General features: G+C 45.2%; 24 protein-coding genes. 13 read left to right on the top strand and 11 right to left on the bottom strand.

Annotated features, from left to right (window positions below):
- The first annotated feature begins 187 nt into the window (after positions 1 to 187).
- From G395_RS0101815 to G395_RS0101805, 3 genes are all read left to right on the top strand, one after another.
- Positions 188 to 535, top strand: a complete 348-nt coding sequence (locus G395_RS0101815) for an Rdx family protein (RefSeq protein ID WP_229203910.1) — start codon at positions 188 to 190, stop codon at positions 533 to 535.
- Between the two features lie 246 nt (positions 536 to 781).
- Positions 782 to 1,204, top strand: coding sequence for an Hsp20/alpha crystallin family protein (locus G395_RS0101810; RefSeq protein ID WP_026628494.1), 423 nt, complete (start codon positions 782 to 784; stop codon positions 1,202 to 1,204).
- A 268-nt stretch (positions 1,205 to 1,472) separates the two neighbouring features.
- Positions 1,473 to 1,808: a hypothetical protein gene (locus G395_RS0101805; RefSeq protein ID WP_051349922.1), complete on the top strand. Its 336-nt coding sequence runs from the start codon at positions 1,473 to 1,475 to the stop codon at positions 1,806 to 1,808.
- Positions 1,809 to 1,871: 63 nt separating this feature from the next.
- On the opposite strand, the gene metG is transcribed toward G395_RS0101805, so the two are convergent.
- Positions 1,872 to 3,941, bottom strand: coding sequence for a methionine--tRNA ligase (metG, locus tag G395_RS0101800; protein ID WP_026628492.1), 2,070 nt, complete (start codon positions 3,939 to 3,941; stop codon positions 1,872 to 1,874).
- Positions 3,942 to 4,143: 202 nt separating this feature from the next.
- Here metG and G395_RS0101795 point away from each other — a divergent pair, with 202 nt between their 5' ends.
- Positions 4,144 to 5,142, top strand: coding sequence for an SDR family NAD(P)-dependent oxidoreductase (locus tag G395_RS0101795; protein WP_026628491.1), 999 nt, complete (start codon positions 4,144 to 4,146; stop codon positions 5,140 to 5,142).
- Between the two features lie 77 nt (positions 5,143 to 5,219).
- A complete protein-coding gene (locus G395_RS0101790; protein WP_035360208.1) occupies positions 5,220 to 6,626 on the top strand; it encodes a tetratricopeptide repeat protein in 1,407 nt (468 codons plus the stop codon).
- A gap of 1 nt (position 6,627) precedes the next feature.
- Here the strand turns inward: G395_RS0101790 and G395_RS0101785 are convergent, their stop codons facing one another.
- Entirely contained in the window at positions 6,628 to 7,746 is a 1,119-nt protein-coding gene (locus tag G395_RS0101785; RefSeq protein ID WP_026628489.1) for a glycosyltransferase family 4 protein, read from the bottom strand.
- A 91-nt stretch (positions 7,747 to 7,837) separates the two neighbouring features.
- Between G395_RS0101785 and G395_RS0101780 the strand changes: the two genes are divergently transcribed.
- The gene (locus G395_RS0101780) at positions 7,838 to 9,130 is read left to right on the top strand and encodes a M16 family metallopeptidase (protein WP_035360206.1); all 1,293 of its coding nucleotides are present in this window, start codon (positions 7,838 to 7,840) and stop codon (positions 9,128 to 9,130) included.
- A gap of 37 nt (positions 9,131 to 9,167) precedes the next feature.
- On the opposite strand, the gene G395_RS0101775 is transcribed toward G395_RS0101780, so the two are convergent.
- A complete protein-coding gene (locus G395_RS0101775; RefSeq protein WP_026628487.1) occupies positions 9,168 to 10,424 on the bottom strand; it encodes a M16 family metallopeptidase in 1,257 nt (418 codons plus the stop codon).
- A 113-nt stretch (positions 10,425 to 10,537) separates the two neighbouring features.
- Here G395_RS0101775 and G395_RS0101770 point away from each other — a divergent pair, with 113 nt between their 5' ends.
- Positions 10,538 to 11,653, top strand: a complete 1,116-nt coding sequence (locus G395_RS0101770) for a tetratricopeptide repeat protein (RefSeq protein ID WP_026628486.1) — start codon at positions 10,538 to 10,540, stop codon at positions 11,651 to 11,653.
- A 5-nt stretch (positions 11,654 to 11,658) separates the two neighbouring features.
- Here the strand turns inward: G395_RS0101770 and G395_RS0101765 are convergent, their stop codons facing one another.
- The 5 genes from G395_RS0101765 to G395_RS0101745 form a co-directional block, all read right to left on the bottom strand.
- Positions 11,659 to 12,792: an amidohydrolase family protein gene (locus tag G395_RS0101765; RefSeq protein ID WP_026628485.1), complete on the bottom strand. Its 1,134-nt coding sequence runs from the start codon at positions 12,790 to 12,792 to the stop codon at positions 11,659 to 11,661.
- A gap of 24 nt (positions 12,793 to 12,816) precedes the next feature.
- Positions 12,817 to 13,326 (bottom strand): 2-C-methyl-D-erythritol 2,4-cyclodiphosphate synthase, encoded by a 510-nt coding sequence (gene ispF / locus G395_RS0101760; protein WP_026628484.1) that lies wholly within the window; start codon positions 13,324 to 13,326, stop codon positions 12,817 to 12,819.
- Between the two features lie 42 nt (positions 13,327 to 13,368).
- Positions 13,369 to 13,671 carry a hypothetical protein gene (locus tag G395_RS0101755; RefSeq protein ID WP_026628483.1) on the bottom strand — a complete coding sequence of 101 codons (303 nt, stop codon included), beginning with the start codon at positions 13,669 to 13,671 and terminating at the stop codon, positions 13,369 to 13,371.
- Between the two features lie 89 nt (positions 13,672 to 13,760).
- Positions 13,761 to 14,231: a hypothetical protein gene (locus G395_RS0101750; protein WP_026628482.1), complete on the bottom strand. Its 471-nt coding sequence runs from the start codon at positions 14,229 to 14,231 to the stop codon at positions 13,761 to 13,763.
- A 15-nt stretch (positions 14,232 to 14,246) separates the two neighbouring features.
- Positions 14,247 to 14,702, bottom strand: coding sequence for an RNA polymerase sigma factor (locus G395_RS0101745; RefSeq protein ID WP_026628481.1), 456 nt, complete (start codon positions 14,700 to 14,702; stop codon positions 14,247 to 14,249).
- Positions 14,703 to 15,004: 302 nt separating this feature from the next.
- Here G395_RS0101745 and G395_RS0101740 point away from each other — a divergent pair, with 302 nt between their 5' ends.
- On the top strand, positions 15,005 to 15,661 hold the full coding sequence (locus tag G395_RS0101740; RefSeq protein ID WP_026628480.1) for an HAD family hydrolase: 657 nt from the start codon (positions 15,005 to 15,007) through the stop codon (positions 15,659 to 15,661).
- A gap of 18 nt (positions 15,662 to 15,679) precedes the next feature.
- Here G395_RS0101740 and G395_RS0101735 read toward each other — a convergent pair whose 3' ends face one another.
- The 3 genes from G395_RS0101735 to G395_RS0101725 form a co-directional block, all read right to left on the bottom strand.
- A complete protein-coding gene (locus tag G395_RS0101735; RefSeq protein ID WP_026628479.1) occupies positions 15,680 to 17,335 on the bottom strand; it encodes a DUF8832 domain-containing protein in 1,656 nt (551 codons plus the stop codon).
- Entirely contained in the window at positions 17,332 to 18,552 is a 1,221-nt protein-coding gene (locus G395_RS0101730; RefSeq protein WP_026628478.1) for a hypothetical protein, read from the bottom strand. The genes G395_RS0101735 and G395_RS0101730 overlap by 4 nt, the downstream gene beginning before the upstream one ends.
- A gap of 107 nt (positions 18,553 to 18,659) precedes the next feature.
- Positions 18,660 to 19,295 carry a C40 family peptidase gene (locus tag G395_RS0101725; RefSeq protein ID WP_026628477.1) on the bottom strand — a complete coding sequence of 212 codons (636 nt, stop codon included), beginning with the start codon at positions 19,293 to 19,295 and terminating at the stop codon, positions 18,660 to 18,662.
- A gap of 121 nt (positions 19,296 to 19,416) precedes the next feature.
- Here G395_RS0101725 and G395_RS0101720 point away from each other — a divergent pair, with 121 nt between their 5' ends.
- From G395_RS0101720 to G395_RS0101700, 5 genes are all read left to right on the top strand, one after another.
- Entirely contained in the window at positions 19,417 to 20,028 is a 612-nt protein-coding gene (locus G395_RS0101720; RefSeq protein WP_026628476.1) for a fumarylacetoacetate hydrolase family protein, read from the top strand.
- Positions 20,029 to 20,080: 52 nt separating this feature from the next.
- Positions 20,081 to 22,039 (top strand): M23 family metallopeptidase, encoded by a 1,959-nt coding sequence (locus G395_RS0101715; protein WP_026628475.1) that lies wholly within the window; start codon positions 20,081 to 20,083, stop codon positions 22,037 to 22,039.
- A 4-nt stretch (positions 22,040 to 22,043) separates the two neighbouring features.
- Positions 22,044 to 22,502, top strand: coding sequence for a thioredoxin-dependent thiol peroxidase (gene bcp / locus G395_RS0101710; protein ID WP_026628474.1), 459 nt, complete (start codon positions 22,044 to 22,046; stop codon positions 22,500 to 22,502).
- A gap of 94 nt (positions 22,503 to 22,596) precedes the next feature.
- A complete protein-coding gene (locus tag G395_RS0101705; protein ID WP_026628473.1) occupies positions 22,597 to 23,454 on the top strand; it encodes a transketolase in 858 nt (285 codons plus the stop codon).
- A 9-nt stretch (positions 23,455 to 23,463) separates the two neighbouring features.
- Positions 23,464 to 24,420, top strand: coding sequence for a transketolase family protein (locus tag G395_RS0101700; protein WP_026628472.1), 957 nt, complete (start codon positions 23,464 to 23,466; stop codon positions 24,418 to 24,420).
- The last annotated feature ends 47 nt before the right edge of the window (positions 24,421 to 24,467 follow it).

Genomic DNA, 24,467 nt, shown 5'->3' with positions numbered 1-24,467 from the left:
CGTAATTCTACTTGCTACATTGGGGAGTATTACCAAGACGCGAAATGAGTGTTACGCATTTTACAAATCAGGGATTATAACGCTAAAAAGAATGTGAATGTCAGGCGACATTTGTAGAGCGTTATGAGAGAAATTTTCAGAAGGTTTCTCTCAAAAGATTAAAGGGTTAGGTTAACATTCGAAAGCCGTGAGGGATCTCCTTCACGGCTTTTTTGGTATCTTGAAGGCCAAAATCGCTTGTAACAGGATCATGAAACCCACAATCAACATTGAATACTGCCCGAAATGCGGCTGGCTGCTGCGGTCCGCGTGGATGGCGCAGGAATTACTCACCACATTCACGGGTGACCTGCATGCGGTTCAGCTGACGCCTTCGGAAGTTGCGGGGCGATACATTATAAGCCTGAATGAGGAAATCATCTGGGACAGGAAGCGTGAAGGGCACTTTCCGGAACCCAAAGAAATCAAGCAACTTGTCCGCGACCGCATTGATCCGGGGCGCGACCTGGGACATTCTGATCGTAAGACGCTATAAAATATGCAAATACAGGACAATTTGTCGCTCTATGGGGAGACGTTACTGCAACTTTGGCATTTGGCTATTCCACGGTTTTTTGGGATAATTTCGTTGTCTGCGTTGGAAATGAGGTTTTAAACAGTTTTACAGCCACTTGTGCTTCTACAAGGCGGGATTATATTTTCGGATTTTACTCAAAAAATAATCTTTGGCACGTAGTTTTTCGTTAGTCTATAAAACTTGTGAATCTTAAACGCGATAGCTATGGAAAGCAAACTGAAAATACCCCAGGAGATGCTGATGAATATTGATTTCATCAACACAATCAATGGTGGAATGAGTGAGCCCGCTATAAAGCTTGATAGAGGATCGGACGGTTTTGAAGTTGTTGTGAAGGTTCCAGGCATCGAGGTTGAAGATCTTCAATTGGAAGTAGTTAAAGGAAAGAAGAATTCCAATAATCTAAAACTATTTCACTTGTTGCCCATATTTTCTCAGGAAAGTCTGTCCGATGAAGAGCAGTGGAGAACGATACGTTTCATCAATACATTCGTCATTCCCGACGGGGTTGACGTAGAACATATAACCGCAAAATATGACGATACTTTGCGCCATCTTGTGTTATTTCTTCCCTACGGAGATGAACAGGGAGATTATCACCGGAAAGTAAATATAGAGCGCTGGTAACAGCTGATCCGTATTAAATAAAGTCACCCGATAGTTACAACTGTCGGGTTTTTTTATGTGTCATGAGTATATAGCGGCCGAAAAATGGGGTTGATTCAAACGTTTAGTCTTATTAATGAAGCATATAGCAAACAGCTTTTGGGAATTGTATCCATCCAATAGTTAATATTAAGATAGGGTAAACATTCTGTTTGCTAATAAAAAAACGAGTTTCATCTCTGTATCTTAGCAACCATATTTTATATATTACTCCTCCAATCTCAACGTTATGAAAAAGTCAAACATTTTCGCTTACATTGAGCTCACGAAACTCGTAGAAGAGCTTAGAGTTTCAAACGCTTCCGGTCAACTTAAGCAAAAGTTAAAATCCCAATCCGCATATTTCAACATTATCGAACCGCGGTATTTTTCCGATAGCCTCATCGGAGAGTGGGAGCAAATCCTGAGTATAATCAAGCAAAAAGGGGTGAAGGTGAACGAGGAGGGGAAAGTTGTTTCCAATGCAGTAAGCAATACCATCGAGCAGTTTTCGGACCGTGAATGTGAAGTGCTGGTGGATAAGGTTTATTCGCTGTACGATCAGGTTAAAAGAGAATTTCAATAAAGGTTCATAAGAAAAGGCTCCTGGTTTTCCCAAGAGCCCTTTATCTTTTCCGGTTTCAGCTGATCAGTTGACAGTCCCGCCGTTCCACACTTCTTTTCCAGGCTGCACAAAAGCCAGACTTCCGTCCCGGTCTTCAGCCATCAGGATCATTCCGTGACTTTCCAGCCCCATCATTTTCCGAGGCGCCAGGTTTGCCAGATACAGCACTTTTTTACCAATCACTTCTTCGGCTGAAAAATGTTCCGAAATACCGCTGAGCACAGTTCGCTGTTCAATGCCGATGTCTACGAGCAATTTGAGCAGCTTTTTGCTTTTAGGGACATTCTCCGCAGCAACAATGGTTGCGACCCGGATATCCATTTTCCCGAAATCGTCATACTGTATTTCCGGTTTTATCGCCGTTACCGTTTTTCCTTCCAGCTCGTTCATTCTTTTAGCGTCGTGCAGTTTTTGAATGTGTTTTTCAATGACGTGATCTTCAATTTTTTCGAATAACAGTTTCGCTTCCAAAACAGGCTGTCCGGGAGCTAAAAGATCCTGATTACCTGCATATTCCCACGCTGTGTTGGTCATTCCCAATTGCTCCTGGATTTTAGCAGCTGTGAAAGGAAGCACCGGCTCCGAGACGATGGATAATGTTGCTGAAATCTGTAAAGCAATGTTCAGAATTGTATTAACGCGCTCAGGATCCGTTTTGATGGCATGCCATGGCTGCGTTTCCGCCAGATATTTATTGCCTGATCTTGCCAGGTCCATGATCAATGTAAGCGCTTCCCGGAACCGGTAAGTTTCCAGAGATTCCGAAATGCGGGCCGGGAATTCGGCCAGATCCTTTAATGCAATTTCATCTATTTCCTGCAAAACGCCCCTTGCAGGCACTTTGCTGTCACAGAATTTTTGTGTCAATACAATGGCGCGGTTGATAAAATTGCCGTAAATGCCAACGAGCTCACTATTGTTTCTGGTCTGGAAGTCCTTCCAGGTGAATTCGCTGTCTTTGGTTTCAGGCGCGTTAGCGGTGAGCACATAACGCAGCACATCCTGCTTATCGGGCAGCTCTTCCAGGTATTCATGCAGCCATACCGCCCAGTTTCTTGAAGTGGAAATTTTATCGCCTTCCAAGTTCATAAACTCGTTTGCAGGCACATTATCAGGCAGAATATAATTGCCTTCCGCCATCAGCATGGCCGGGAAAATAATGCAATGGAACACAATGTTGTCCTTACCGATAAAATGCACCAGCTTAGTTTCCTCGCCTGGCGTGATTGGCTGCCACCATTGTTTCCAGCCTTCGTCAGTTCCGTTTTTCTGGATCAGCCAATCTTTCGTTGCGGAAATGTAGCCGATAGGCGCTTCAAACCACACATATAAAACTTTTCCGTCTGTATCGGGAAGCGGCACTTTAATACCCCAATCCAGGTCGCGGGTCATGGCTCGTGGTTTCAAGCCATCCTTTAACCAGGACTGACATTGTCCGAAAACATTCGTTTTCCACTCGCTGTGGCTGTTAATGTAGTTTTCAATCTGCGGCTGCATGGTGTCCAAAGGCAGATACCAGTTTTTGGTTGCCTTCAAAATCGGTTTTGCACCTGAGAGCATCGACCGTGGGTCTTTCAGTTCGAGCGGGCTTAATGTGGAGCCGCAGCGTTCACATTGGTCTCCATAAGCATTGGGATTTGCACAAACAGGACACGTTCCGACGATGTAGCGATCTGCCAGGAACTGCTCGGCCGTTTCATCATAATATTGCTCGGTTGTTTCCTCAACAAAGACATTCTTATCGTACAGATCTTTGAAAATTTCCTGTGAAGTTTCATGGTGGACCGCCTTGCTGGTCCGGGAATATATATCAAACGAAATGCCCAGTTCTTTAAAGGAAGCGTCGATCTGTGCATAGTACTTATCCACGACCTGCTGTGGCGTCAAGCCTTCTTTTTTTGCACGGATAGTGATCGGGACGCCGTGCTCATCAGTTCCGCTGATAAAAGCAACATCTTTTCCTTTGGAGCGCAGGTAACGAACGTATATATCTGCCGGTATGTAACATCCAGCCAGGTGGCCAATGTGGATAGGGCCGTTGGCATAAATCAGGGCAGCGGTAACAGTATATCGTTTTGGATCGGAAATCGGCATTTTAATGAATCGGATAATATAAATGAGGTGGTGCTTTGAAAACATTATCGAGTTCCGCAGCATTCCAAAAACGTAAAATTAGCAAAAACGCTTTCAGAACCGGGACTTTGGTAAAGTGTAAATAAAATTTTATAAACTTGTCCGCATATCACACCGGCAAAATTTCAAAATGGAAACATACCCCGACAACTTTTCTTAAATTATGAAAATCCTCATTACAGGTGCGACCGGATTGGTTGGGAGCGCTACTGCACGGAAGTTTCTTGCTGAAAATCATGAAGTATTTGCATTGGTCAGGGCTGAATCTGATCGTGGGTTGCTGGCGGATGTGGCTTCTAAAATCCACTGGATAGAAGGGGACATTCTGGACATCAGCGCGCTGGAAAGCGCGGTGGAGAATATGGATATGGTCGTGCATACGGCTGCCGTTGTTTCTTTTATTCCAAAGGAGCGGAAGTCAATGTATAAGGTGAATGTTGAGGGGACTGCGAATGTTGTGAATGTGTGTCTTAAATATAAAATCGGCAAACTCTGTCATGTGAGCAGCATTGCGGCGATCGGCAGGCCGGACGCGCGGAAGGCGATTCCGGGAAAAGATGTGGTCCTGGACGAAAATCATCGCTGGGAAAATTCCCCGGAGAATTCGGAATATGCGAAAACCAAACATTTGGCGGAATTGGAAGTGTGGCGTGGGATCGCAGAAGGGCTTAATGCGGTAATCGTTAACCCGACATTAATCCTGGGTGAAGGCGATTGGACTAAGAGCAGCACCCAGATTTTCGGTTATGTTTTTAAAGAAAAACCATTTTATACAGAAGGCATCGCCAATTATGTGGACGTAAAAGACGTTGCCGACATTATATTCCAGCTTCTGTTATCAGACATCTCCGGAGAAAGATTTTTGCTGAATGGCGGGAGCATTTCTTATCAGAATTTGTTCAATACTATTGCAGACGCAATGCACAAAAAACGGCCGTCGTTTAAGGTGGGCACCGGACTTGCAGGAATTATTTGGCGGTTCGAAGCGGTAAGGACGTGGTTACTAGGAACAAAGCCGTTAATTACGAAGGAAACGGCCAAATCTGCGGCCAGAAAGATCAGTTATGACAACGGGAAAATCCGGAAAGCATTGAATTTTGAGTTCCAACCCATTGAGCGAACGGTTGCCAGGGTAAGTGAAAGTTTGCTTGGCAAGATTTGAATAACGATTATTTATTTTATAACTTTCTCTGATTAATTAGTGGTGCGTTAGCCCTCAAATCTAACCTGACGGTCCGTATGATGGAGAAAAATTTTGGGGAAAGAAAGGATTATATGAAAGAAACATTGCTCAGGTTTGAAAGAATGCTTAAAACGAGTGAGCCGGTTTTTTTTGATTTGGATACTTACGAAAAAGTAACGGTTCACTACATTGAAAAAGGAGATTGGGACAAAGCGTTTAAAGCGTGTGAGTTAGGGTTGTCGGATTATCCTTATTCGCTGGACCTCCTGCTGAATATGGTGCAGCTGCATGCCAACCGCGGTGAACATGAGCTGGCCATGGAGATTCTGGAAAGAGCTTCCCTTTTCCATCCCGGCGACATTGAAATTTCCTTCATGCAGGTTGCCATTTCCAATATGATGGGCGAGTTTGAAGAAGCCATTGAAGTGTTGGAAAATCTTTTGCAACGTGTTGAAGACCAGGATGAAATATATTTTCAAATAGGGCAGACTTATCAGAATTGGGGTAAATATGACGAGGCGATCAGGTTTTATAAAAAGTCGCTCCGGAATAACCTGAATAATGAAAGTGCGCTATATGAGCTTGCACATTGCCTGGACCTGGTAGGGCAGCTGGAAAGTCACCTTGAATACTATAACGAGCTCGTTGACCGCGACCCGTTTTCGCATCATGCCTGGTATAATCTGGGTATAGCGTTCAGTAAGCTCGAACGTTACGAGGATGCGGTGAATGCTTACGAATATGCAACATTGGTAAAGGAAGATTTTGCTTCGGCCTTTTTCCAATTGGGCAATTCGTACATGAACCTCGAAAAGTACGAAGACGCAAAAGAACAATATTTAAAAGCGATAGAACTCGAAGGCGAGCAGCCTGAAACTTGCTGCTGCCTGGGCACTTGCTACGAGAAATTGGGTCAATTTGAAACGGCCATCAAATATTACCGGCAAACGGTTAAGCTGGATAAGCAGTGGGATGATGGTTGGTATGGATTAGGGATATGTTTCAGTGAGCTGGGCCGTTGGTATGAGGCAGTTGGGTTTTTACGTAAAGCCATTCAGATCACCGAATTAAACCCGGATTACTGGCTAGCGCTTGCTGAAACGGAGTTTAAAGTTGGTAATGTCATCTCAGCATTTGAAGCATTCGAAAAGGCGGCGGAAATAGAGCCATCCAATCCGGATATCTGGCTGAAATGGTCGCATGTGCTGTTTGAGCAGGGAAATTACGTTCGCGCCTGCGACCTCTTGCAAGCTGCTATTGACGAAATGCCCGAAGAAGCGGACCTCTATTACAGAATGGCTGTTTATCAGATCCACGGCGGCACATATCGTGAAGCGCTCTTAAACCTGGAAACAGCATTAACGCTCGATTACGATGCGCATGTGCAGCTTTTTGACTTTTTCCCCGATCTGGAAAAACAAAAAGCCTTGTTCAGGATCATCGAGCAATACAGAGAGAAATAATTCAGCGGAGATTTTGATATAAATCCACAAGCTGACGCGCAATATTTTCGCCGGAAAACTGGCCAATGTGCCGTTTTCCGGCTTCTACAAGTTGTTTTCTTAAAGCGGCATCAGTAATCAGTTTATTTAGCTGATGGCTGATGTCTTCTTTTTCATAAGGATCCGCATACAAACCACCCGGCCCGCCAGCTTCTTCAAGACACGATCCTTTCGCTGCTAAAACGGGCGTCCCGCTGTGTAATGCCTCGAGAATGGGAATGCCAAAACCTTCATAAATGGAGATGTAAGCGAATATTTCAGCTTCCTGGTAAAGCGCTGGTAAATGTGCTGTGGGAACGTCATGCAGGATTTTTACCTTCTCTTCCAGGTTGTATTTTTGAATGTATTTCAAAATTTTGGGCGTATAACTTGTTGATTTACCGACAAGGATAAGCTGGAAATCATTATTGGCGACGCTGGCGAATGCTTCCACCAACCGGTGCTGATTTTTACGCTCTTCCAATGTTCCCACACACAGAATGTACTGCCCCTGAATGTCGTATATGCGCCTGACCTCTTCTATTTTATTTTGTTCAACCCTTTGTTTAAAAATGGGATTACAATCCTGGTAAACAACCTGAATCTTTTCACTATCAACATGATATAGCGCTATTAAGTCTCGCTTTGTCTGTTCGCTGATGGCGATAATCGAATCTGCGCGGCGGCATGCCGACTGGAATTTATGTCGGTAAATATGCCTGTCGATGGGTTTGAACAAATGCGGAAGCCGTTCAAAGATCAGATCATGGATCGTAACCACCGACTTAATTCCGGCCTTTTGCAATCCTTGCGGGAGTTCGTTGCTCAACCCGTGAAACACATCAATGTTATCCGCTTTCAGCTGCTTCGTAATAGATGCGTAGCGCCAGTAAGCTGAGAGTTTTTTATCCAGGAATGTCTGCGGAATGCGAATGTTGTTTTCCGGGAAGTCGGGAAAAAGTTTTGCCTTATTTTTTGGCGTATAGGCCAGGTAAGTTGGTGCTTTTTCATTTGTCAGAAGCGCATCGAGCACAAAACGACTGTAATTTCCAAGTCCGGTTTTATTGGCAAAAGCTCTTTTGGCATCAAATCCAACGCGCATAACTGGTGCTTTTCAAGGGTTTCAGAGCAAAAGTCTGTAATTTTGTGGATACCACCGAAAATTATTGGTGCCTATTTTGTGTTCAAAAGGAATGAAGAGAGATAACGTCCAGAAACAGGGTAACCCCAAATCTACCACACTACCAATCACAGAAGATTATCATTTACATACGCTTGCCAACGGGATCCGCATTGCTCATAAGCAGGTCCCTTACACGCAAATCGCGCATTGCGGCATCATGCTCGACATCGGAAGCCGTGATGAATTGCCGCATCAGCAGGGGCTAGCCCATTTCTGGGAGCATATGGCCTTTAAAGGAACTGAAAAGCGCAGTTCTTACCACATTATCAACAGGTTAGAGAATGTGGGTGGAGAACTGAATGCTTATACAACCAAAGAAAAAATTTGTTTTCACGCCTCGGTCCTCGACGATCATTTCGATAAGGCCATGGATTTGCTGGCGGACATTACATTTCATTCTGTTTTTCCGGAAAAGCAAATTGAGCGTGAGCGCAATGTGATTTTGGAGGAAATGTCCATGTACATTGATTCTCCCGAAGACGCCATTCAGGATGATTTTGACCAGCTCATTTTTCCCGATCATGCCCTAGGAAATAATATATTAGGGACAGCAGAAACCGTAGGCTCGTTTGGAAAAGCGGATCTAATGCAATTTATCAACGACAACATCGATACGGAGCGCATTGTCGTATCATCGGTAAGCCGTTTGCCTTTTTCGAAAGTAATTCGGGTAGCGGAGAAATATCTGGGCAACATTCCACATCGTAAAACATCCAGGGTCAGGCAAGCACCATTGGCGTATGTGCCTGTAAGTCAGCAAAAAGAACGTTCTATTTCTCAGGCGCAATGTGCGATGGGCCAACCGGCTTATCCGTTGCTGGACGACAGGAGATTGTCCTTTTTTATGCTGGTCAATCTGCTGGGCGGGCCGGGAATGAATTCCAGATTTAACCTTTCTTTGCGGGAGAAATATGGTTTTGTTTACTCTATTGAAGGAAATTACACGCCTTATCTGGACACTGGCTTCATGGGTATTTTCTTTGGAACAGAACAAAAACAGCTTACCAAAAGCATTTCCCTGATCCATAAGGAGCTAAAAAAAATCCGCGAAGTGCCCTTGTCGGTTCTGCAATTGCATCAAACCAAGGTGCAGCTTATGGGGCAGCTGGCTATGTCTGAGGAAAGTAACATGAGCTTTATGCTGATGATGGCCAAAAGCTTGCTGGATACTGGCCGCGTGGATTCGCTACCTGAAATCTTTACAGAAATCGAGCAGATCACCGCGTTACAGTTGCAGGATATCGCACAGGAAATGTTCAAAGAAGAGAATTTTAGCTATCTCACTTTTCTTCCCGAAGATTAACATAAACTATTTCCCATTGCACGGCAGTTGCGACTTGTCAGACAAGCGCAACTTGCTTTTCTTCTGCGCGATAATATAACGTAGAGGCATTTTCGGGCCTTAATACGGATTTTGCTGCGTCCTGAATGTCGGCAGACGTCAGATTCCGTATAATCTCCGCATCCTCGTTGGCCCAATCCACATTACCGGCATTGGCTGCAAATGCCAGGTTCATTGCACGGTTCAGCAGTTCAACTTCCGAGAAAGCCAGCGAAGCTTCGGACTGGTTTTTTACTTTGGTTACCTCGTCATCGTTGGCGCCGTTTGCCACCATTTCGCTGAGTATATCGGCAACAGCTGCATCTGCTTCTTCCAGACTAACACCAGGATTTAAGTTGCCTTTGATCAAAAGCAAACCCGGATCAAGTGACGAAGTAACGCTGGCGCTGATGCTGTTAAAAATAGATCTTTCTTTCAAAAGGCTTTGATACAAACGCGACGATTTGCCACGTCCCAAAATATCACTCAGCAGATCGGTTGCGTAAAAGCCGTTTTCGTATCTGCCCGGCATGTGATATACTTTGATCAGAGAATTTAACGGAACGGCCGCTGAGATTTCCAAATGTCTCGCTTCATTCTGTGCAGACTCCCGTGGCAGGTTGCGCATATAAGGAGCACCCGGAGGAATGTCCCCAAACCATTTGTTGGCAAGTTCACGCACCTGAGCGGTCTTTATAGCTCCGGCAACCACCATTACGGCATTGTTAGGGCGGTAAAACCGGAAGAAAAAGTCCTGAACATCATCCATAGTTGCCCTTTCTATATGGTCAATGTCCTTGCCGATTGTTGCCCAGCGATAAGGATGCTGCTTATAGGCCAATGGTCTTAATTTCAGCCACATATCACCATAGGGCTGGTTCAGATAACGCTGTTTGAACTCTTCAATAACCACTTTGCGCTGCACTTCCAGCACATTGGGATCAAAAGAAAGGCTCATCATTCTATCCGATTCGAGCCAAAAAGCCGTTTCTATATTGTCTGCGGGTAATGTAATGTAGTAGTTGGTAATGTCGGGTGAGGTGAAAGCATTGTTTTCCCCACCGACATTCTGGACCGGAATATCGTAGCTGGGAATGTTTTTAGAGCCGCCAAACATCAGGTGCTCAAACAAATGCGCGAAACCTGTCCGCTCTGCATCCTCATCCCGCGAGCCGACATTATACAAGATATTTACGGCAGCCATTGGTGTTGAAAAATCTTCATGAACAAAAACTTTCAAGCCATTATCCAGGGTGAACTGCTCGTAACGAATCATAATATCAGTGAGTAGATTATTTTTTGAAACCCGCCATCTTGTTTTGCGGTTATTAACAAAGCTAATGTTCCGGTGCGGTTCCACCAAACCATTTTGAGTTTATAGTACATGCCATGCAAAATACCCTTCGGTTTCTTTTTTTATTTATACTCACACTCTGTTCACTTCCTGCACCTGCCCAACTTCTGAATGATCCGGCATCGTTAAAACATGTTCAGCAGAGCCTGGACAAAATATACAATTACGAGTTTGAGGAGGCAGAGGTTTTTATGCATCAGGTTCAAAAAAAATATCCTGATCACCCCGTTTCATATATTCTGGACTCGTTTGTGCTCTTCTGGAAACATTTGCCGATCAAGGATAATCCCACAAAATCGAAGGAATACATTCACAAGCTGGATCAATGCCTTGAAGCTATCAATAAGAAGTATGGAAAGAACAGTCTTGATCCGGAAGCTGTATTTTACACGATGGTTGCCCGCGGTTATATGGCTATGATGTATAATTACAAGGGTGAAATGATGAACGCGGCAGGGGAGGGCAAAAAGGCGTATAATGCATTCGTTGAAGGTCTGAAGCTGATCAACAAGAACCCTGAATTTTACTTCACTTCGGGGATGTATAACTATTATGTTGAAGTGTATCCCGAGGAACATTCCATGGTGAAGCCGCTCATGCTTTTCTTTAAAAGTGGGGATAAAGCATTAGGTTTAAAGCAAATAGATAATGCTACCAAAGTGGGTACGATAACACGTGCAGAAGCTAATTTTTACATTTCACACATTTATCTCAAATACGAATCAAGACCAGACAAAGCCGTTTACTATACAGACAGGCTCATTGATTTATATCCCAAAAATCCGCTTTTTTTGATGAAAAACATCGAATCGCTGATTTTGGCGGCTAAATACGAGCAGGCAAATAAGGAATTGGCAATGTTAAAGAAACACACACAAGGTTTCTACCCCGTCGCCTGGCGAACTTTTCAGGGCTTATTGCATGAGAAGCATGAAAAAGACGACGCTGCGGCTCAACGAGAGTATTTGCTGGCTTTGAAGACGCCGCATGATGATCAATACACAAAAGAATATCATGCGATGGCTTACGCAGGCCTGGCGAGAGTTGCTGCGCGGGCCGGTAATAAGGGCAAAGCCAAGGATTATTATAAGAAATGCCTTGGAAAGGCTGAGTACAGGTCTCTGATTAAAGAGGCAAAAGCCTTTAAATGAAATAATTAATTAGGGAAAAGGCTTTTATCCAGACCTGGGATGATTCGTAATGCATTTTTGTAATAGAGCTTTTTCAAGACTTCGTCGGAAAGGCCCATTCCATACATTCTCCAAAATGCGTGGTATTTCTTGTGATAAGGGAAGTATTCGTCCTCAGTCTCCAAAACCCTGAAATAGGTTGCGTATTCGGCAGGCACCCAACTGTCTTTACCAAATAACACGCGGTCCTGATACCTATCAAAAAACTTTTTGGCAGCCCGCGGCTGACGGCCTAATTCCGCGATCACTGCGCCAATTTCCACGTACATATTAGGGAAAACGACCATCAGGCTGTCCAGTTTCTTTAAATTGTTAGGATACCAGCCCATATGCGCATTGATGAATGTCGTTTTAGGATTGCTTTTGAAAATGTGATGTTGCTCGGCTATCAACGAATCAAACGGAACAGGATCTTTTGCGCCGCGTCGACGGTTTGGATGGGTTTTCAGTTCAAGCCAACGCTCATTATAACGATCCATCGGGTCCCAGAATGAGGGCACGTCGGCAGTATGGATCAGAACCGGGATTCCCAGCTCACCGCATTTTTTCCAGACAGGCTGCAAGCGCGGATCACTCACGGCAACACGGTTCCCCTTATCATCCTTGATACCGCTAAAACCAAGACTTTTGTAAATTTTTAACCCCTTTGCGCCCATTTTTACATCAGCTTCGAGTTGCGCAACAGCCTTAGCCGACCAGTCTTTCTCTCCAAAACCTTTGAACTGGAGATTAGTAAATACTGCGATTCTTTTCGGCTCATTCTTGGCCACATTTTCCAGCGAGCCTTTCAGTGTAACCGTTCCCTCTTCCCACTCCTGCGACCAACCGCGACCGCTCAAATTGACCATTATAGCCATATTCAGCGCGTCCATTTCTTTTGTCAGCGCTTTCAGATCCTGCGTAGGCATCTGATATTGGTGGTTATGGACGTCGATAAAGGGAAACTTAGCTTTTTTGGTAATGTGCTCCTCTACTTTCAGCGTTGAGATAGGATCGTATTCTTCAAAGCCAATGGGTTGTGTAACCTGGCCGCCTTCCTGAGCACATGCGATAAATGTGAAACCAATAACAATGGTGAGAGCAAGGAGAAGTTTTTTCATGAAGGCGTTTTGTCAAGGGTTTGGTTAATGCGAGTTATTTATAGTAAACAGGCTTGGCAAATATATCAATGCAACGCAATGTGCAGCGATTCCTTCTTCGCGGCCTACAAATCCTAAATGTTCAGAAGTGGTTGCTTTGATGGAAATGTCCTCTTCGGGAATTTGGGTGACAGCGGATAAGCAAGTTTTCATTTCAGGGATGTGAGGATTAAGCTTTGGGTTTTGTAACACGATTGTGACATCCACATTACCCACTTCAAAGCCTTTTTTACGGATCATTTCCAGCACTTTGGCTAACAATATTTTGCTGTCAACACCCTTCCATTGCGGATCTTTATCGGAGAAATGGTAGCCAATGTTGCGCATGTTTGCAGCTCCCAGCAATGCGTCGCACATAACGTGGCACACGACATCTGCATCTGAATGGCCTTTTGCTCCGTGTGAATGTGGGATCAGAATCCCGCCCAGCCAGAACGGCCTGCCTTCTACCAACTGATGCACATCATAACCCTGGCCAACGCGAAACGGAAACATGTATTTATATTAAGATTGAGGAACGTAGTAATTGGGGGACGCTTATCTTGCTTTAAGCATTCCAATGTCCTGCCGCATTTCTGCAAACTGTTTGTCTGTCCGGTCAAAACGATCCATCATGACTTCAAACAAATTAGCCAACCCTTGCTTCGTTGACATGTTTTCTTTGAGATACTCGATGTCAGTGGAGTTCTTTCTGACCACTTTCGTCAGGTCAAGCATGCTTTCCTGAAGAAGGATTTGTCCCCTTTTTAATTCGTCCTGACCATTGTCCAATCTATCCAAACGAATCAGGTTTTCGGCCATTAGTTCTTCGAGAATGTTGATTCTTTCTCTGTCCTTCATAAGATATAATGTGTTTTTTTCTCAAATATAAACAAACAAGCCGGAAGATCACGATGTGATTTCCGGCTTGTTCTATGACTGTTGTTTGACTATTTGACCTGATGTATTTCCTGTTTCAATTTTAGGAGCTGCTCTTCCTGGTTCACTGCTTTGAAGTAATAGTACAGCCCGGCGATCAGGAATATTTTGGATAAAATAAATACGGCGATAAAGGCTGGACGCCAGAATTTGTGGACTTTGATATGGGTGTCATTTACCTCCACATCAAGAAATTTCGTGTTGTTGTCTTCGTTCGCCGCCTTGTTTTTGAATGTATGTTTTTCCTTCTGGAAGTGGTCTTGCGTACTTCTAAGATGAATTATTTCGCGTATTGCAGTAGGAGGCGTCGTCGCCGAACCGTTAAAATAACGGGTCAGATCTTTCTCAATATCAACCAGATGCTCCTGGATCTCCTGATTTTCCTCCACCATATATTGTACGAGTTCTTTCTCTTCTTTATTGGTCAATCCCAACAAGTGTGCCTCTAAGATTCCGCTCTCAATAAAATCCTGTATTTCCACTATATGCCCTGATGATTAAGCGTTACGGTATAATTTGAAATATTCATGAAAAGAACGAAGAACTTCGGATTTCGATATATTGAGTTTTTGTGCAACCTCTTCCGGCGTAAAACCCTGGCAGAATGAGAGATCAAAAATTTTCGCAGGTGATGTATCCAACGTGTTGGAAGGATCTGAGATCGGTGCAATCGCCGTGATCTTCCGCTTGGCTTCCACCGCTTTTGCCCGGGCCAGCTTGATAACACAAGCAACAAAGCTGAAAGGATAACTGTTGCAAGCCTGTAATTGGGGTGAGGAAAAAACACTTACCAACACTTCCTGAGCCAAATGGACCTGCGGCAAAATCTGCAAAATTATGCCATAAGCCATTGCACCAAATTTATCATACGCTTCCAGCGAAGTCATGTTCTCGCTTCGTCTTGCAACTGACTGGCGGTCCACTCCATTTTTGATTGGCTCTAACTCACTCATACATTGTCATATTATTATCGCAAGAAAAGCCAACAGTTTTAACGATCCGGCTGATCCAGCTTGCTATTCTTGCAAATAGCGGGAGGTTGGTATAGTAAATTTAACAGAATAACCTGATAAAATGCAATCGGTGACATAAAAAGAAGCCGATTAGCTGTTAAAGATGTTAAATGTAATGTTCCATTGCGTTAATATCGGTCCCGTTCGCGGTTTACCAAGCTAAATTATAAAGAATAAATGCGACGTTGCCTGAAAAGTGATTCGATTCACATTCAGAAATGTTGATTGTTTATCTTTGCGTGATGAAAAAAGAAATAGCAGTCATTTTTGATATGGATGGCGTGATTTGCCATACCAACCCTTACCACTCCATGGCGTTCCGCGAATTTTTTTCAAAGCGCGACCTGTCTCCGACCGACGAAGAATTTGCGGCACATATGTTTGGAAAAAGCAACAGCTACATTCTCAGCCACTTTTTAAACAGGGTCGTAGAAGGAGACGAGCTTCTGAAAATGGAAGATGAAAAAGAGAGCTTGTTCCGCCAGATCTACGAGCCTTACATTGATCCCATCGAAGGAATTGTCGCTTTTATCAATGACTTGAAAAGTAATGGTGCGAAACTTGGTGTAGCGACGTCAGCACCGCTGGCAAACCTGGACCTGATCCTGAGCAAAGTGCCTATTCGGGCGCATTTAGGCTCTATAATGGCCAGTGAAAATGTCAAGAAGCATAAACCGGATCCCGAAGTCTATCTTACCAGCGCTAAAAATCTGGGCGTTGAGCCGGATCAATGTGTTGTTTTTGAGGATTCTTTTTCCGGTGTTTCGGCTGCTATCAACGCGGGAATGCGTGTGGTAGGCGTCCTGAGCTCGCATACAAAGGAAGAGTTACCTCCCTGCAACCTCTATATCGAAAATTACAGGGAGATGTCTTTTCAGCAAATTCAGGACTTGTTCTGAGAAGGCTGTTATAAAAGCTTATAATGTAACAGCGTCTTTCACTTTTACATCATATACGCCGGTAAGGACCTTTGCATTTCTTTTTAATTGCAAAAATATCCGGTAACGCCCTGCCCTAGGAAAGGAATAGGGAAATGAAATGCGGTTACCATGATCCATGCCTGACATTGCGCCGTCCTTTACATCATACATTCCCATTTCGGTCATCAGGAACACTTCTCTTTCTTCCATGGGCATGGCCTTTAGTTTGGCCAGGTAACGGTCAATGCTATCCCGGAATATAGCAGGGGCGGGCGCTTTTGCCACTTTCGCTGTGTCGGCCATGCGGTCCTTGAATGACTTTTCAGCCGCCATCGCGAATGTTCCGGTTGGGTGCAGGTGAATGTATACGGAGCCATCCGTACGAACAACTGCCACGTGGCCGGTCATGCCAAGATATGGTTCGGGATAACAGGCGCTTCCATCGGGATTGAAAAATTCAAATGTCAGCTGATACGGTTTGCCTGCGTCCAGTGGCTTGTCGGGTTTGCCTTCCCAAACTGCGTAAGAACCATCTTTGAAGACCGTTTTCGTGCCGGGCTTGCCGCAAACCACTACATTCTCATCCAGTGGCACTGCTCCCGGGGAGTCGATCGGATCGGTCACGACATAGGTGTCTTCATCTGCGGTCACTTGAAGCGGGTTGCTTTTTGCTTGCTGCTCCGGAATGTCGACGGTGTCTACAATAGTTTCTGCAAAACCCGAACGCTGGACAATGTCACTGTAAACGAGATATTTACCGGCTGGTAATTTGGGTAAATAAGCTTCAAATGTTGTACTATCCTTGCGTTCCGGGTGAATGTGGGCGAAAGCGTCCATTCCCGGCGTGCGCACGAGAAACGTATGCATGAGCTTGCCGTGATCCGGGATCAATGTGCTGAGCATGCTGCCACGGCGTTGCGAGTGAAAGCCTGTTGTGTCAATTTTTAACTGAAAAACCCTTTGATCATCGTTCTCTACAATGGCAGCGCTTCCCTGGATTGGCCGGTAAAGCCATTGTTTGTATTCTTCCGCCCAACTATCCCACCAGCTGCTTCCGCCATATAAAATGAGCGAACATAGCACGGTTGCAATGCCCATATTCACCCAGCGTTTTCTTTTTTGTGCAAATGTCAATGTCTCGCCAGGCCTTAGAATACCGTCGCTGACGCTAGCGCCAATGGTGGTGATCATTAACAAAAACAGCAGCACACCCAGGATGCTCAAACCAATGCCCAAATGTTTAGGCATTTCCCGTTCCGCCGTGGAAACTGCGACAATAGGAACGATCAGCTCACCTTTTCCCTGTTCGCCTTCGACCTGGATCTGGGCGGAGGAAGAGCCCCATTCCATCAGCCAAACGGCGCCCTGGAATTGTCCGGTTTGCCCTGCAACCTGTACAAGTTCGTCAGGCGAAGGCGCACCTTTATCTCCCGAATAAAAGTAGATGGGCCTTGCAAGCACTTTTCTGACAATGCCATTTTCTACAAAAACCGTAATTTTTGCAGTCCCGGGAATCACATCGGGCGGCTCCACGCTTACCAACACTTTATAAGGCCCGGCCTGTCCCTGCATTTGCACGCCAGCACTTCCGACGTGCGCTTTTGCCGTCATACCGACAGCCAAAAGCATGATGATTAAAATAAGATGTTTCATCGTTGAATTTTATGCATCCAGTTGCCCCAGGCCAAACCAATGCGTGTTGAAATCAAACTGGCGATCCATGCAATGCCTAGTCCTTGCAGCAGTTCAGATGTCGTTTCCAGCATCCACGGGCCAAATTTGTAGCGATACTCCCAGTCGGGGCTGTTGCCAAAATACCAATAATGGCTGCCAAAAAACCAGTTCCGGGCATAAGGCGATTCCATCAGGAATGATCCAAAAAACCATTGGAATACAGAAAAAACAATGATAAAGGCGCTTCCCAGAAGCAATGTAAGCTTCCAATCATTCATATAACCGAAGCGATTACGCAAAAGATCAATGGTTATGGCTGGAATAATGAGCAAAAGTGGAAAGTGGAATCCCTGATAATGATCAAGGTGATTAAGGATCGGGCCTAGCTTGGGTTCGGCGGGAAAGAGGGGAATGATCCAAAGGGTCATCAACATTAATATTGTGTAAACGGCTGTCGCGGCCGTAATCGCCCATTTGTGCTTCACCGCTTTTCCAATAGCCATTAAAAAAAGGGGAAATCCTGCTCCGACACATTGGTAAAGGCTGGAATGGTGCATCCACATCCGACCTAGACTTTCAGAAAGCAATGTATACCAAATGGTTAGCAGGAAGCCCGCCGACAATGCGAAAAGCCAGAACAGTCTTTTGTCCCAAGATTTTGTTTTTTCAAAAGAATGCGCAAGCCTGAGTTTCAATTGATTTTTGACTGCAATAACGCTGATCAGGGCACCAAACTGAATGCCTATCATGCCCAAAAGCAGCACGGTGTGCGGTGGGGACAAAATAGTAACATCCAACCCGTAAGTGTTATGCCACCAGTCGTCGAACGGGGCGGAGGTGAGCATGGCTAATGCGCCCCAAACGCAGAACAAAGAGCCTAGTGAGCTATAAAAAAAGCCCCATATCTGTACACTGACAGCTTTTTCAGGTGCGCTGCCCCAGAATGTTTTTCGTAAAATCTCATATCCGGAAAATAACCCGGCGACCACAGCGCCCAGATAAATAACGAGGTGCGGCGGAGACAAAAGCCCGTCGCGGCCGATGCTCATGTGCCAGCAAATGTCCCAGATGAGGCCTGTAATGACACAAAAAGAAGCAAAAATGGTTGCGTAAATGTAAATAGGAATGTCCGGAGCTGCATGGAGCGGGACGACGCGGCCTCCGATGGCTGGCGGAGGGCCCATAGTAGTTTCCATAAATTGAGAAAAGGATTTTGGCTTTGATTATTGTTTGCAAAAGAGACAGTCAGCCAGCACTTTACCCCTATGTGTATGGGAAAATATCAAACGGCCAGTAGATTGGATCAAAACGGCCGCATCGCTTTTACAAACCTGCCTTTGAAATAATTGGAAAAAAGATTGTCCTCCCGCACGCCGCGCGATGTGGAAGCGTGTATAAATATAATTTCTTCCTGGTTGCGGACATCGGTAACAATACCGGCGTGAGAGACATAGCCTTCTTTTCCGGCTTCGGGTACAAAAAACAGCCAGTCGCCCGGCTTGATGTCCTTGATGCTGCTCACCTCCCGGCCAAATTCAGATTGCTGCCAAGAAATGCGAGGCACTTTCACGCCGATTTCGGAATAAACGGAGCAGATCAGGCCGGAACAATCAATGCCGTTTTTATCATTTCCACCTGAGCGGTAGGGCGTTCCCGCGTAAGTCCGCGCCACCTCAACCACTTGCGGAACCGCTGTTGGAGGAAAATCGCCTGGCTTGCTATATGTTGGTTTTGAAGATGTTGTAGGTTTTCTGGCGGGTGTCCTCGCGGGTGGTCTGCGCGCAACGGTGCCACGCGATCGGGATGATTTTGACGGGGAATATCTTGAAGAATTCGATCTTTCCGGCGTTTTCCGAAGCGTGTCGCAGGCAGTTAGAAATAAGGTTAATGCGAGTGTGCAGATTAAGAAATAAGGTTGTCGGGAAATTTGGATCTTCATGCGCAAGCTTTCTGTTAATAACGATACTTTCCTCAAAAATATTAAACATTTCCGAAGCAGATTTGGTGAATAACGGTAGTTTTGTTGTGTTTTTACTCATTCCAAATTTTATTTGCTCCTAATGAAAATTATTTGTGTAGGCAGGAATTATACCGAGCATATAGCTGAATTAAATAACGAAAAACCCGACGCTCCCGTAATTTTTTTGAAGCCGGAAACGGCGCAGGTGCGGGCAGGAGAACCCTTCTTTTATCCCAATTTTTCAAAGGATGTACATTACGAAGTTGAGCTCGTGGTGAAAATAAACCGCGTAGGAAAAAACATCGAAGAGCGGTTTGCACATAAATATTACGATGAGATCGGTGTAGGCATCGACTTTACTGCGAGGGACTTACAGTCTGAATTGAAGGCCAAAGGCTTGCCGTGGGAATTAGCAAAAGCATTCAATGGCTCGGCACCGGTCTCTGAATTCGTTCCCATCTCGGATTATGAGGACATTCAAAACCTGAATTTCAGCCTCGATGTAAATGGTGAAGAGCGCCAGAACGGCAACTCGTCCATGATGCTTTACCGCATTAATTACCTCATCTCCTTTGTCTCCAAATATTTTATGCTCAAAAAAGGCGACCTGATTTTCACCGGAACGCCAAAAGGAGTAGGGCCTGTGCAAATCGGCGACAAGCTTACTGCGTCCATTGAGGGCAAGAAGATGCTTGAATTATTCGTTAGGTAAACCTTGATCTTCTATTCGGTTGCAGGGTCGTTCATCCATACACTTCGTTTTCATGCATTATCATTTTCGGGCAATGGTCCGTATTGGTTTGTTGTTGTCGGGCTTCATGGGCTTATGCCTCACTTCTTTTGCCCAAACACAAACGTATCCAAAAGGTTATTACCAATTTCCGATCCGGCCGGGGCTTGCCAATTCGCTCGCCGGGGGGCTTGGTGACCTGCGCAGCAATCACTTTCACGCAGGGCTGGACATTCGTACCGAGCAGCGCGAAGGCCTGAATGTGTACGCGGCTGCGGAAGGTTATGTTTACAAAGTGGCCGTTCAGCGGAGTGGTTATGGCAATGTGATCTATTTGCGCCATCCCAATGGTCAGACGACGGTTTATGGACATTTGCTGAAATTCAGTGATCCTTTGGCGACCTATGTGCGGGAAGAGCAGTATAAAAAGCAGACGTTTGAAATTGATCTTTTTCCGGAAGCAGGGAAATTCAGTTTCAGAAAAGGGGAGATCATCGCGCTTTCGGGCAACACGGGTGGCTCAGCAGGACCGCATTTGCATTTTGAGATCCGCGATTCCAAGGACAATTTTCTGAATCCTTTGTATTTTGGATTTAATGAAATAAAAGACGTTACGCCTCCGAAATTTGTCAATCTCGCGATCCGGCCGCTGGACATTAATGGACGGCTTCATGGTCAGTTTGGTCGGAAGGTTTACACGCCGGTTAAGCTGAAAGACGGCTCTTACAGGCTTGCCGACACGGTTTCAGCAACGGGGATCCTGGGCATTGATATGGTGGCGCACGATCAGATGACCGGCACAGGTTTTCGCTATGGCCTGCAATGCATTGAGATTAAAATGGATGGGAATGAAGTTTTTTCCTATAACATTGAAATTTTCCCCAACACCGCAACAAGGGATTATAACAACCTCATCGACTACGAAACGGAACAAAAAACCGGGCAGCGTTATCTCAAATGCTATGTGCCCGACGGGAATAACTTTAATTTATATAAAACGAACTCAATTAATGGCAAGCTGAACATTGCCGATACATTGCTGCATGAAGTGCGCATTAAGATCACAGATTCCTATGAGAATGCTTCGGAGCTGGTTTTCGCCATCAAAGGTGAACCGCAAAATCCGCCACTTCCGGTTTACGACGTAGAAATAAACCCGGAATACATTCAGACCGATGTGCAAGAAAATACATTGGTCATTAAAGCAAAATATTACCGCAGCGCGATCCCTTTTGCAACTTTGTATTCCAATGGTAAGGAAGTGAAAAGAGAGCCTGATTTGTATGCGGATGAGTCAGCCGTCTTTTTGACAGATTTGAGGAAATACATGCCTGACTCAGTCAAAATAGGTAAAACGACGGTGAAAACTTTTCTGCGAAGCCAGATTCTTCCCGCAGTTGCATCCAGTTATAAGGCGGATAAATGGTCGGTGGATTTTCGGAACACGAGTATTTTTGACACCTTATTCCTTACCGGGCAGCAAAATTTCAATGCGCTGACCATTAACAACCGGGGAACAGCGCTCAAAGATTATATATCCGTATCATTCAAACCGGAAACTGTCCCTGAAAACAAGGAAAGAACGCGCGTTTACCGCTATATGGATGGTTACTATCGGTTTTTAGGAGGTGCCTGGGCTGACGACGAGATCAAATTTGAAACCCGGGAGCTCGGAACATTTGTTATTCAGGCAGACACCGTTCCGCCCAAGATCCGGCTTGTGGAGCATAGTAAGGACAGAATCCGCGGATTTATCGGCGATGCCACTTCCGGAGTGGATCATTATAAAGCATTGGTAAATGGGGAATGGGTGCTGATGAATTTTGATTCCAAAAAAGGCTATATCTGGTCTGAAAAGATGGATCCAACGGTGCCATTCGAAGGCGAACTAACGCTTGAAGTGACCGATAGAGCAGGAAATAGTACTATCTTGCAAACCGAATTGAAAGATCTGCCGGTTGCGCGGAAAAAAACGAAAAAACGAAAAAAGTAAAAGTATGGGACTTCAAGTTGGCGATTCCGCCCCAGCGTTTTCTGCTAAGGATCAGGATGGTAATGAAGTGAAACTTTCTGATTTTAAAGGAGAAAAAGTCATTCTTTACTTTTATCCAAAAGACGATACGCCCAGTTGCACAGCTCAGGCCTGCAACGTCCGCGACAACTACGATGTGCTTTTGAAAAAGAACTACAAAGTTTTGGGTGTAAGTGCAGATGATGAGAAATCGCATCAGAAATTCATCAAGAAATTCAACCTGCCTTTTCCGCTACTCGCTGATACTGACCAGAAAATAGTGAATGATTATGGTGTTTGGGCTTTGAAAAAAACATTTGGCCATGAATATATGGGCATAGTCCGCACAACATTCGTCATAGATGAAAATGGTGTGATCGAAGAAGTTGTTCAGAAAGTGGATACAAAGAATCACACTGATCAAATTCTTAACAAAAGTGAATAATAAAGAGTCATTCTCAAAGCCGTAATAATAGGACATTTACGTGCTGAATATGGACGCTCAAAGAACGTATTTGATAAATAGAAAATCGATAAACATGGAAGTTGAACAATTAGAGAAAGTTGCCTCACAAGTTCGCAGGGACATTGTCCGTATGGTGCATGGCTGCCAGTCGGGACACCCGGGAGGTTCGCTGGGCTGTACAGAATTACTTGTGGCGCTTTATTTTGAGCGTATGCAATTGAAAGAACAGGACGGTAAGCCAGTTTTTGACATGAATGGTAAGGATGAAGATTTGTTTTTCCTTTCCAACGGACATATTTCGCCGGTTTGGTATAGCACGCTTGCACGCAAGGGATATTTCCCCGTGGAAGAAATGGCAACATTCCGCAAGCTGGATTCACGTTTGCAAGGTCACCCGACCACGCACGAGCACTTGGAAGGCATCCGCATAGCGTCGGGATCACTGGGACAAGGCATGTCCGTAGCGATCGGCGCTGCAATGGCGAAGAAATTGAATGGTGATAAAGGACACGTTTACGTGCTCATGGGCGATGGTGAGCAGCAGGAAGGCCAGGTTTGGGAAGCAGCCACATTCGCGCCGCACCACCAGATCGACAACCTCGTAGCATTCATCGACCTCAACGGCCAGCAAATTGACGGACCGACAGTGAAAGTAATGAACAACCGCGACTTGGGTGCGAAATACGAAGCATTCGGCTGGGAAGTGATCTCTATTGAAGAAGGCAACGACATGGCGTCTGTGCTGAAAGGTCTTTACGAAGCAAAAAGCAGAATGGGACATGGCAGACCGATTATGGTTTTGCTGCACACCGGAATGGGTTATGGTGTTGATTTCATGATGGGCAGCCACAAATGGCACGGCGTAGCGCCTAATGATGAGCAACTTGCGGCAGCGCTTGGCCAGTTGGAAGAAACTATGGGAGACTATTAATTATATAAAATGAAAAAATACACCTTCACTGAGAAGAAAGATACACGTTCGGGCTTTGGGGCCGGAATGCATGTGTTGGGGCAGCAGAATCCAAACGTTGTGGCACTTTGTGCTGACTTGGTTGGTTCGCTGAAACTCGAACCATTTATAAAAGAAAATCCAGACCGTTTTATCCAATGCGGTATTTCGGAAGCGAATATGATCGGTGTTTCTGCCGGTTTGACCATTGGCGGTAAAATTCCATTTGCTACTACATTCGCGAACTTCGCAACGGGCCGTGTTTATGACCAGATCCGTCAAAGCGTTGCTTATTCTGGTAAAAACGTGAAAATATGTGCTTCACATGCGGGCCTGACATTAGGTGAGGACGGCGCTACGCACCAGATCCTGGAAGACCTTGGCATGATGAAAATGTTGCCGGGCATGACGGTGATCAATCCTTGCGACTATAACCAGACAAAAGCGGCAACCATCGCAATCGCTGATTACGAAGGGCCGGTTTACCTGCGTTTCGGACGTCCGGTGATCCCTGTTTTCACGGATGCGGATCAGAAGTTTGAGATCGGTAAGGCGTGGATGGTGAATGAGGGAACGGATGTGAGCATTTTCGCAACGGGCCATATGGTTTGGGAGGCGATCCAGGCTGGTGAACTTCTGGAAGCAGAAGGCATCAATGCGGAAATCATTAACATTCATACCATTAAGCCGCTGGACGAAGAAGCGATCCTGAAATCCATTGAGAAAACAGGTTGCGTGGTGACCGCTGAGGAGCATAACCGCATTGGTGGTTTGGGCGACAGCGTGGCGCAGGTTTTGGTTAAAAACAAACTGGTTCCTCAGGAATATGTGGCGGTGAACGACAGCTTCGGAGAAAGCGGAACGCCTACACAATTAATGGAAAAATACGGCCTGACAGCGAAGCACATTGTGGAAGCTGCGAAACGTGCTATCGAGAGAAAAAAATAGATTATTGAAGTCCCTGGCCAGCTTTTTGCGGCCGGAAATCATTGAGT

This window comes from Dyadobacter alkalitolerans DSM 23607, assembly GCF_000428845.1.
Classification (GTDB): domain Bacteria; phylum Bacteroidota; class Bacteroidia; order Cytophagales; family Spirosomataceae; genus Dyadobacter; species Dyadobacter alkalitolerans.
The sequence above is the reverse complement of the archived record's forward strand: the minus strand, read 5'-3'. Positions and strand labels throughout refer to the sequence as shown.